The sequence below is a fragment of the Microbulbifer maximicatervae (SeqCode) genome (genome assembly GCF_052467695.1).
This window is the reverse complement of sequence record NZ_CP174320.1, coordinates 709,893-720,150: the sequence shown is the minus strand read 5'-3', so window position 1 is coordinate 720,150 and position 10,258 is coordinate 709,893. Positions and strand designations below refer to the sequence as shown.

Here is a 10,258-nt window from a genome sequence, read left to right as displayed (position 1 = left end):
TAGGCAAGATAGTATACAAAATAGCCTTTTTAGTGCTTTGGAGTGTAAAACCTACAGGGTGCCGTACCATCAGCAATGAGGTTTTAGGCTTCGTTTTAGCAGGGTAGACTAGAATTAATTAATTTCTCCTGGTTGTTGGTTAATTCAGATTTGAATAGGTTTATTATCATAAGTTTTTCTAAGTGACTGATGGAGGTTTGGTAAAACGACATCGACTCTGTAGGAATCCTAATTACGTACCATCGTGCCAGAGTGAGGGGCATATTTTAATTCTTGAGGCCTTTGGCGCCCCTGTAGAATGAATTTGCCGCCTGCTTTTTTTAAGTTTGGTGGTTTCTAATTGGGGTTTTCAAATTTATTCGGTTTCGCAACTCATTTGGTGCGGAAACCAGTTGTTTTTTAACTAAGCTCTTTTATAAAATGTCGACAGGAAGCAGTATTTGTTGACTTCTCATTATCGCCGCAGCAAGTTGTCTATTGCTAAACCTGTTCGCTGAGTTAATCAGATTCTTTATGAGAATCCTTTTTAGTGTCTGGTAGCCAAGTGAGGGTGAATACTGGTTCTTTGTATCGGAGGTATGGGTCTCCGGTCTTCCCAAAGTGAAAATGGAGGTGTGCTATGCACGTTGAAACTGATATCAAAGCTGGTCCACAAGCAGTTGTAGATGCTGACCCGGAAGCTGCTAGCAATGCTAATAACAGTAATCAGTCCAGCAGTGACGGATCAAACTAGTTGAAACTGTGAGGGGAGCTTTTTACTTAAAATTTTTTACAGGTAAATGTTCCTCTCCTTAGATGTAAAGTATATTTTCCTGCTTACGTAGCCATAATTATATTGATTTCATGGGTATCTCTATGGCGTGATAATCTACGTATGGAGTGGTTTCCCTCTTTTGTCAAGAAACTTAATTAGATAATTGTATGGCTTTTTTAGTTGGTGATTTTTTCAGGTGTCTTAACTTTTTGGTTAGAAAGCGTATTGCTAACCTGTACCATCGTGCAGCTATCAGTCCAATTCTTGCTGTTTTGGTTGAAAGTTTTTTCTGCTAAATTGGCTTGAGAATAATGATCATTTTTTGTGATCTTTTCCTCAAAAAATTTGAGTATTATTGGTGTGATGTAATGTAATCGCGTTAAGCTGTATTGTGTTTGACAGAGAGTAAGTCGAACCAAGTACCTAAGAGATTGAAATGATAAAGGAGACGCATAATGCATACTGAAACTGATATTCAGGCTGGTCCACAAGCGGTTGTTGAGCTTCCGCCTAACTGATCACAAATTTGAGATTGATTTAGATAGATCTCTTGATGCGGTAAAACGTATCGTGAGCCAGAGAATATATACAAAGCAGTCTCTGCTGCTTTTCTCTGGCTTTTGTCTGACTAAGCATCTCTTTTTATTCTCTACTCTATTCGTTGACACTATTTTCCCTCTAGATAATATAAATCGATTTTCCTATGGAAATATCAATGTGACCTTTTCATAACATCATAACGATATTGAAGCCAGCTGGAATTGGGTAAGCTCTGTAGGAGTGTTTTTATTGGTTGCAGTTATGATCGAATATTCAGAGAAGATTTATACTTCGGGTTCCCATACCACCAGGGGAAAGTTGCTACCTGGGGGGCAGAAATCCTTATTTAGAAATACTCGCTTTAAAGGTGTGTTTGCGAGACCCAAGAACTAATGTTGATACAAACTCAGCGTTCTAAGCTTTGAATTTTTCGGTATTTTATTTAGCGCTTTCGAGAAAAAAAGCCCGCTTAAGCGGGCTTTTTTTCTTTTAAAATCAAGTCTTAAGCTTCTTATAATGCATCCGATGGGGCGTTGCATCCTCACCTTTGCGCTGCACAAAGTCCTCGTGGTACTCGGTATAGTTACCCTCGAAGAATACCGCTTCACTCTCACCCTCATAGGCGAGGATATGGGTGGCAACGCGGTCCAGGAACCAGCGATCGTGCGAGATTACCAGGGCACAGCCGGGGAAGTTGAGCAGGGCTTCTTCCAGGGCGCGCAGGGTTTCGATATCCAGATCGTTGGAGGGTTCGTCTAGCAGCAGTACATTGGCGCCCTGCTTGAGGGTATAGGCTAGGTGCAGGCGTCCGCGTTCACCGCCGGAGAGTTCGCCTACGCGCTTCTGTTGGTCACTGCCCTTGAAGTTAAAGCGGCCAACATAGTTGCGCGAGCCCACTTCGTAGTTGTTGATCTTGAGCATATCGTGGCCGTCTGAGATGGCTTCCCATACGGTCTTGCTGTCATCCAGATTTTCACGGCCCTGTTCAACGTAGGCGACCTTAACGGTTTCACCCATCTTGATCTCGCCGGAGTCTGGCTGCTCAGTGCCGCTGATCATACGGAACAGGGTGGACTTACCGGCACCGTTACCGCCGACGATACCTACAATTGCGCCCTTGGGCACACGGAAAGACAGGTTGTCGATCAGCAGGCGCTCGCCGAAGCCTTTGCTCACATCTTTAAACTCAATCACATTGTCGCCGAGACGCTCGCCGGGCGGAATGTAGATTTCGTTGGTCTCGTTGCGGGCCTGGAAGTCCTGGGACTGCATTTCTTCCAGGCGGGACAAACGGGCCTTGTTTTTGGACTGGCGGCCCTTGGGATTTTGGCGGGCCCACTCGAGTTCCTTTTGCATGGCTTTGGCGCGAGCCTGTTCGCCGCGTTGCTCTTGCTCCAGGCGTTTTTCTTTCTGTTCCAGCCAAGTGGTGTAGTTACCTTCCCAGGGGATGCCGTGGCCGCGGTCCAGTTCCAGAATCCAGCCGGCAACATTGTCGAGGAAGTAGCGATCGTGGGTGATGGCAACCACAGTGCCAGTGAAATCGTGCAGGAAGCGCTCCAGCCAGAATACGGATTCCGCATCCAGGTGGTTGGTGGGTTCGTCGAGAAGCAGCATATCCGGGCGGGACAGCAGCAGGCGGCAAAGGGCCACACGGCGTTTTTCACCGCCGGACAGATTGTTTACGTCCGCATCCCAGGGCGGCAGGCGCAGGGCGTCTGCGGCAACTTCCAGGCGGTGCTCCAGGTTGTGGGCGTCCCAGGCCTGGATAATGTCTTCGAATTGTTGCTGTTTCTTGGCCAGGGCATCGAAGTCTGCGTCGGGCTCGGCGTAATCGGCGTAGACCTGTTCCAGGCCGGCAAGGGCGTCGATGGCTTCGCGTACACCGTCCTCTACGTTGCCGCGCACGGTCTTGCTGGCATCGAGTTGCGGTTCCTGGGGCAGGTAGCCGACCTTGATGCCGGGCATTGCGCGGGCTTCGCCGTTAAAGTCCTGGTCGACCCCGGCCATGATGCGCAGCAGGGTGGATTTACCTGCGCCGTTTAGACCGAGTACGCCGATCTTGGCGCCGGGGAAGAAGGAGAGGGAGATGTCCTTGAGGATCTCGCGCTTGGGGGGCACTACTTTGCCCACCCGGTTCATGGTGTATACGTATTCGGCCATTTGGGGTTCCGTAATGGGTGTTGGAATCGGTCAGATTTTGCGCGCAACTTATCAGTTTGCGTAAAAAGTGCAACCGGGCATCTCTTAGGTAGCCCGCTGTACTCGCGTGTGGCTGACGTCAAATGTGATCTGTGTTTAACTGCGACACTATCTAGTACAAGAGCTATAAGACGAATAAAAATGGATCAGGATTCCCCGGTGTTGTTTTCCCGACGCGGCGCCCTGGCGATCGCGACGTTAAACCTCCCCAAGGCTCTGAATGCCTTAAATTCACCCATGATCGACTTGTTGTCGGCCCAGTTGGACCGCTGGGCTGAAGACTCTGAAGTCGCAGCAGTCTGGATCGATGGCAGTGGCGACAAGGCGCTGTGCGCTGGCGGCGATGTGGTGGCGCTGTATCGGGAGTCCGCCGCCTATGGTGAGACACCGGACTACGGATTCACCACCGACTTCTTCTCCCGCGAATATCGCCTGGACTACCAGATTCACACTTACGCCAAGCCCGTCGTGGTGTGGGGCGGTGGCTTCGTGATGGGGGGCGGTATCGGCATTATGGCGGGAGCCAGCCACCGGATTGTGACCGAAACCACTCGCATGGCAATGCCGGAGATTACGATTGGTTTGTTTCCCGATGTGGGGGGCAGCTGGTTCCTGAATCGTATGCCCGGGCGCCTCGGGCTTTTCCTGGGGCTGACCGGTGCGCAGTTTAATGGTGCCGATGCCCTGTTTACCGGTATGGCGGACCGTATGATAGGCCAGGATCAGCGGGAATCAGTCTTGTCTGCGTTAGCGGAGCTCAGTTTCGGTGAAAACCTGGAAGCCAATCACCAGTTAATTAGCAATTGCCTTAAATCCCAGGAGCTGCCCCTTCTGGAGCGGCCTGAGTCTGCTCTGCGAGAGCATTATGACCAAATCCAGCAGCTTACCGATTTTGCCACCTTGCCAGAGGTTTGCGCCGCCATCAGTGCATACCAGGGTGTGGATAAGTGGTTGCAGCGGGCAGCTGCCACTTTGGCAGGTGGCTCTCCGCTGACACCCTGGATTGTGTGGGAGCAATTACAGCGGGCTCGACACCTGTCCCTGGCGGATATCTACCGCATGGAGTTGGCACTCGCGGTAAACCTCTGTGCCAGTGGCCACTTTAAGGAAGGGGTGCGCGCGCTGTTGATTGATAAAGACCGCGAACCCCAGTGGCAACCTAACAGCTTGGAACAGATTACACCTGCGCAGGTGGAAAGCTGCTTTGAGGGACCCTGGGCTGGTGAGCACCCACTGGCCGACCTGTAGATATCGTATTTACCGAGCGTCCCGGGCTGTTAATCGCCAGGGATACCAACAACAAAATAGGGAGTGGCTTTTATGGAAAAGATAGCCTTTTTTGGTTTGGGTAATATGGGTGGCCCCATGGCTGCCAACTTGGCGAAGGCCGGCTATACCGTAGCGGCATTTGATTTGAGCCCTGTTGCTCTGGAACAGGCACAGCGAGATGGCTGCCTGCCCTGTGACAGTGCCCAACAGGCTGTTGAGGGCGCGGATATCGTAATTTCCATGTTGCCCAGTGGCGACGCGGTGAAAGAGCTCTACCTGGGAGAGGCTGGGTTGTTGCAGCAACTCCCGGCCGATACCCTGGTTATCGACTGTTCGACTATCTCTGCAGAGGATGCCTGCCTGGTCAGCCAGGCTGCCGGGGAGCGTGGGTTGAGAGCGATAGATGCTCCGGTATCCGGTGGTACAGCTGCGGCACAGGCGGGGACGCTTTGCTTTATGTGCGGCGGGGATGAAGCGGCATTTGATGCAGCGCGGGCCCCGCTGCAGGTGATGGGCAGTAAGATATTCCTCGCCGGTGCTGCCGGTGCCGGGCAGGTGGCAAAGATCTGCAACAATCTGTTGCTCGCGATCCATATGACCGGTACCGCAGAAGCTTTACAGCTGGGAGTGGATAAGGGGCTGGATGCCAAGGTACTGAGCGATATTATGCGGGAAAGTTCGGGTAATAATTGGTCCCTGGCTAACTACAATCCCTACCCGGGCACTATGGAGAGCGTGCCTTCGGCAAAGGGTTATGCCGGCGGTTTCAGTGTGGCATTGATGCTCAAGGACCTGGGACTGGCTATGGATGCCGCCTCAACCAGTGCATCCTCTACTCCGATGGGAGCCCTGGCGAAAAATCTTTTCCAACTGCATGGCGCTAGTGAGGAAAACCAGCAACTGGATTTCTCCAGTATTCAGAATATGTTCCGGCGTCCAGCGGGCAGCCTTACTTAGCGCCTGTTTAAAGGCCTTGCACCACAGTCTGGCAATGTCGGCAGTGGTGCAGTTTTGGCCTGGTTTGTTTGCCCTTAACTCTGTCATCTAAAGAAAAAATTTGCGGTAGTTCTCAATTTGGCAAGATCGTATCAAATACAGTTGAGTGCTCGGTTCCCTCGGACTTTCTGAGCCGCTATCTTCCCCGCCCCTTCCCGGAAACGGGTCTCCCTTAAACAGCGCAATTATCTTGCTGCTGCACATTCCAATGGATTTTTTTCCAGGTAATTCGGCAGCTTGATTTGGATCAAGCAGCCTCAGGCAGTCAGCGAGTAACCTGTCCGCGACTTGTGATTGTGCCTGGAGGGGGGCCCTTCCTGAGTCGGGAAAAATGCCTAATCGCTTTATGGAGAAGTTAATGAATCGTATAACTGCTTGTGCGACAGCCGCTTTGACCGCCGTACTTTCTGCACCCGCACTGGCCTATGAACAAGGCAGTTTAATTCTGCGCGGTGGCATGGCCACTGTAGCACCCGATACCAGTTCCAGCGCACTGTCCCTGAATGGGGGAAGCATTCCCCAGACAGGCGTTGACGTTGATGATGGCTCCGCTCTGGGTCTTACCGGCGTATACATGTTCCACGATCACTGGGGTTTGGAACTGGTTGCCGCAACGCCGTTCAGCCACGATATCGAAGTTGTTGGCGAGGGCCTGGGCAGCTTCGACCTGGGGGAAACCAAGCATTTGCCGCCGACTCTGTTGGTTCAATGGTATCCGATGGAGCCACAGTCCAACATTCAGCCGTATGTTGGCCTGGGTGTGAACTACACCGCTTTCTTTGATGAAGAAATCAGCAGCACCGCCGATAGCGCTTTCGAAAGCCTTGGCGCCACCGGTGATGCAGAACTGTCCCTGGACAATTCATTTGGCCTGGCAGCAGAAGCCGGTATCGATTTTACCTTCGGCGCCGATCAACGCTGGCTGTTCAATATGTCTGTGTTCTGGATGGACATCGAGACCGACGCCAAAGTCAAAGTACCTGGCCTGGGTGAAGTGACTGCCAATGTGGATATTGATCCGCTGGTTTACATGGCTGGTCTGGGCTACCGCTTCTAAAAGGTAGCAATAAATAGGTCTGGGGTAGAGCAGTCACTGTGGTTTTCTGGTCGAAGACCCGGTGGCTGCTTTTTTGTTTGTGTCGGATTTCCAAGCAAACTACCGAACGAGGTGTGAATGAATATGAAGCAAGAGATTAAAAGCCCCGTGGGAGGGTTGTCTGAAGAACTCTTATCCCGTTATAGCGGACCCTGCCCGCGCTACACCTCGTATCCTACCGCCGATCGTTTTCACACATTAAATGGAATTGAGCCCTGGGCAGCACTGCAGGATATTCGCAGCTTGTCCCTTTATGTTCATATTCCTTTTTGCCGTTCTCTCTGTTACTTCTGCGCTTGTAATAAAGTAATCACTCACCAGTATGGATTGGCTTCCAGTTATCTGGATCACTTGCTGCAGGAAGCCCAATGGTACCGGGATAAGGTGGCTGATGTCCCCGTTACCCAATTGCACTTGGGCGGTGGTACGCCGACATTCTTGAGTGATAGTGATATGCGTCGCTTAATGGGAGGGTTGGCTGAAGTTTTTGATTTGCGCCCAGGCGACGGGGTTGAATACAGTATTGAGGCCGATCCACGTACCCTTGAGTTAGAGACCCTGGATACCCTGCGAGAACTGGGTTTTAACCGCTTGAGCCTGGGGGTGCAGGATTTCGATATCGAAGTTCAGCGTTCAATCAATCGTATCTGCAGTGCCGACCAAGTTACGGAGTTGACCGTAGCGGCGCGTGAGCGCGGGTTTGAGTCCATTTCCTACGACCTGATTTACGGACTACCCAAGCAGGGGCTGAGCAGCCTGCACCGCACCTTGGATAAAGTGCTGGAGCTGCAACCGGACCGCATCGCTCTCTATCACTATGCACACCTGCCACACCGATTTAAGGCCCAGCGCCTGATTGATACGGATTTAATCCCTTCTGCCGCAGAAAAAGTGGCGATGCAGCTGGCGGCTGTAGAGCACCTGGGTAAGGCGGGGTATGAATTTTTGGGGATGGATCACTTTGCCCGTCCCGGGGATGAACTGGCTAAGGCAGCCCATGCCGGTATGCTGCAGCGCAATTTCCAGGGTTACACCCTAATGCCGGCAGATGCTTTGGTCGGTCTGGGGGCATCGGCGATCAGCTACAGTCGCGATGGCTACTGGCAAAATTTACATCGCTTAAAAGAATATACTCAGGCGATTGGAGAAGGGAAATCTGCAGCCTGCCGCGGCTGGTTAATGGATGATGAAGATCGTTTGCGCCAGTGGATTATTAGTGAATTAATGTGTCGTTTGCGCCTGGATAAAAACCTTGTTGAACAGCGTATAGGTGCTTCCTTTGAGGAGTATTTCTCTGAGGAATTAGCGCGCTTACAGCCTATGTTTGACGATGGTCTAATTTATCAGGATAACGAAAATATTATTGTTACCGAGGAAGGCCGCTGGTTCGTGAGAAATGTTGCCGCTGCATTTGATATGTATTTGCACAGTCAAGAAACAGATGCGAAATATTCACGTGTTCTATAGCTACCGGTAGGAGACTAACGGCTCGACAGCCGTTACAATTGCGGCAAATTAGTTTACCGACCGGTTTAGTATGATGGATTCCTCTACAGCTGTTAGTTGCGGCAACTGTTCAGTCAGGCGTTTGTGCTTGCCAGCTGGTTTGTGTCAGTCTGATATTGATCGGCTAGAGCAGATCACGCGTCGAAAGAAAATAATTAAAGCGGGGGAGACCCTTTACCGAGCTGGCGATCCGTTTGCCAATCTCTATGCAATTCGCTCAGGCAGTTTTAAAACTGTGGTGATTGCTGCAGATGGTGACACTCAGGTCACCCACTTCGCTTTACCTGGGGAACTGCTCGGTCTGGATGCCTACAGTACTCGGGTACATCCGAGTTATGCGGAAGCATTGGAAGACAGCAGTGTTTGCCTGCTGCCTTTTACTCAACTGGAAATTTTGGCCCAGCAGGTGACAGCCCTGCAGCAGCAGATTTACAGCATTTTTTCTGAAGAGTTGCGCCAGGAAAACGATATTTTAATGTTGTTGGGTAAGCGCTCTGCCGATACGCGTTTGGCGGCTCTTCTGATTAATATTTCCAGCCGTTACGCTCGCCGTGGATACTCTCACAGTGCGTTTGTTTTATCGATGCCGCGCACTGATATCGCCAATTATTTGGGTTTGACAGCGGAAACTGTCAGCCGGCTTTTCTCGCGTTTTCAGCGAGAAAAATTAATTAAGGTGAGTGGTCGATCAGTTGAGATTATTAATTTAATTGAACTCAGTGAGCTAGCGGGTACTCACTGTGGTTATGATGAAGACTGAATTTTTAAATAGTGTCCTGGCTTTATAGTCAGTCAGGACACTACCCAATCCACTAAACTTCAGCAACCGTTTCGACTGCTGATATTGCCTCCGCCCACTTTTCTTTATCTGCCTCCGAAATGTAGCTCGCTTTAAAACTATTCAGGGCCAGTTTTTTCGCCTGCTCTTTAGTCATGCCCAGACTTTCGCTAAGGGCCAGATAATTTTTATTAACGTAACCGCCAAAGTAAGCGGGATCATCTGCATTAACAGTGACACACAGGCCGCGCTCGAGGAGTGACAAAATGGGGTGTTGGTTCATATTGTCGTAGACACAGAGTGCGGTATTGGAGAGCGGGCAAACGGTCAGGGGGATATTTTCCGCTTTCAGGCGCTCAATTAGTGCTTCGTCCTCAACGCAGCGAACCCCATGGTCGATACGGCTCACGTCCAGAAGATCGAGAGCCTCTACGATATAATCGGCAGGCCCCTCTTCACCAGCGTGGGCAACTCTCTCAAGCCCTAGCTCTTTGGCCATAGCAAAAACTTTTTCAAATTTGCTGGGTGGATGACCCAGCTCAGAAGAGTCCAGCCCTACACCTTTTATTAAGTTGAGGTATGGTTTTGCCGCTTCCAAGGTGGCAATTGCTTCCTCTTCACTCAGGTGGCGTAAGAAGCACAAAATAAGGTGACTACTTATTCCCCACTCATTTCTTGCATCATCAAGAGCGCTGTTAATGCCCTTGATAACCACACCGATATCAATGCCCCTCTCTGTATGGGTTTGGGGGTCAAAGAAGATCTCTGTGTGGACAACATTGTCTTCACGACAGCGCTTGAGATAAGCCATGGTCAGATCATAAAAATCCTGCTCATGGATCAGGACCGAAGCGCCTTGATAATAAATATCGAGGAACGACTGTAAATTATGAAATTTATAAGCAGCTTTAATTTCCTCAATACTGGAAAAGGGAATTTCAATATTGTTGCGCTTGCTCAACTCGAACATTAGCTCCGGTTCCAGTGAACCCTCGATATGGAGATGAAGCTCGGCTTTTGGCAGTGCTTTCAAAAAGTTCAAATCGGCAATGGACATAGAAATACCTTGTTGCGGGACTACCTGTGAACGTGAATGCGCCGGAGGCTATCCAACATTCCG

Annotated in this window: 7 protein-coding genes; 5 read left to right on the top strand and 2 right to left on the bottom strand. The window is 50.5% G+C overall.

Annotated features, from left to right (window positions below; genetic code table 11):
- Positions 1–1,789: 1,789 nt before the first annotated feature.
- The gene (gene ettA, locus ACJJI8_RS03090) at positions 1,790–3,454 is read right to left on the bottom strand and encodes an energy-dependent translational throttle protein EttA (protein WP_444907208.1); all 1,665 of its coding nucleotides are present in this window, start codon (positions 3,452–3,454) and stop codon (positions 1,790–1,792) included.
- A 180-nt stretch (positions 3,455–3,634) separates the two neighbouring features.
- Here ettA and ACJJI8_RS03085 point away from each other — a divergent pair, with 180 nt between their 5' ends.
- From ACJJI8_RS03085 to fnr, 5 genes are all read left to right on the top strand, one after another.
- Positions 3,635–4,741 (top strand): enoyl-CoA hydratase/isomerase family protein, encoded by a 1,107-nt coding sequence (locus ACJJI8_RS03085; protein WP_444934228.1) that lies wholly within the window; start codon positions 3,635–3,637, stop codon positions 4,739–4,741.
- 72 nt (positions 4,742–4,813) lie between these two features.
- Positions 4,814–5,719 carry a 3-hydroxyisobutyrate dehydrogenase gene (gene mmsB / locus ACJJI8_RS03080; RefSeq protein ID WP_444934227.1) on the top strand — a complete coding sequence of 302 codons (906 nt, stop codon included), beginning with the start codon at positions 4,814–4,816 and terminating at the stop codon, positions 5,717–5,719.
- A gap of 397 nt (positions 5,720–6,116) precedes the next feature.
- Positions 6,117–6,815: an OmpW/AlkL family protein gene (locus ACJJI8_RS03075; protein ID WP_444934226.1), complete on the top strand. Its 699-nt coding sequence runs from the start codon at positions 6,117–6,119 to the stop codon at positions 6,813–6,815.
- Positions 6,816–6,938: 123 nt separating this feature from the next.
- Entirely contained in the window at positions 6,939–8,321 is a 1,383-nt protein-coding gene (hemN, locus tag ACJJI8_RS03070) for an oxygen-independent coproporphyrinogen III oxidase (protein WP_444907212.1), read from the top strand.
- Between the two features lie 70 nt (positions 8,322–8,391).
- Entirely contained in the window at positions 8,392–9,120 is a 729-nt protein-coding gene (fnr, locus tag ACJJI8_RS03065) for a fumarate/nitrate reduction transcriptional regulator Fnr (protein WP_108734587.1), read from the top strand.
- A gap of 52 nt (positions 9,121–9,172) precedes the next feature.
- On the opposite strand, the gene ACJJI8_RS03060 is transcribed toward fnr, so the two are convergent.
- Positions 9,173–10,195 carry an adenosine deaminase gene (locus ACJJI8_RS03060; RefSeq protein ID WP_444934225.1) on the bottom strand — a complete coding sequence of 341 codons (1,023 nt, stop codon included), beginning with the start codon at positions 10,193–10,195 and terminating at the stop codon, positions 9,173–9,175.
- Positions 10,196–10,258: the final 63 nt, after the last annotated feature.

Coding starts and splice junctions, on each gene's coding strand:
- ettA (WP_444907208.1), bottom strand. CDS start 3,454: ATGGCCGAATACGTATACACCATGAACCGGGTGGGCAAAGTAGTGCCC.
- ACJJI8_RS03085 (WP_444934228.1), top strand. CDS start 3,635: ATGGATCAGGATTCCCCGGTGTTGTTTTCCCGACGCGGCGCCCTGGCG.
- mmsB (WP_444934227.1), top strand. CDS start 4,814: ATGGAAAAGATAGCCTTTTTTGGTTTGGGTAATATGGGTGGCCCCATG.
- ACJJI8_RS03075 (WP_444934226.1), top strand. CDS start 6,117: ATGAATCGTATAACTGCTTGTGCGACAGCCGCTTTGACCGCCGTACTT.
- hemN (WP_444907212.1), top strand. CDS start 6,939: ATGAAGCAAGAGATTAAAAGCCCCGTGGGAGGGTTGTCTGAAGAACTC.
- fnr (WP_108734587.1), top strand. CDS start 8,392: ATGATGGATTCCTCTACAGCTGTTAGTTGCGGCAACTGTTCAGTCAGG.
- ACJJI8_RS03060 (WP_444934225.1), bottom strand. CDS start 10,195: ATGTCCATTGCCGATTTGAACTTTTTGAAAGCACTGCCAAAAGCCGAG.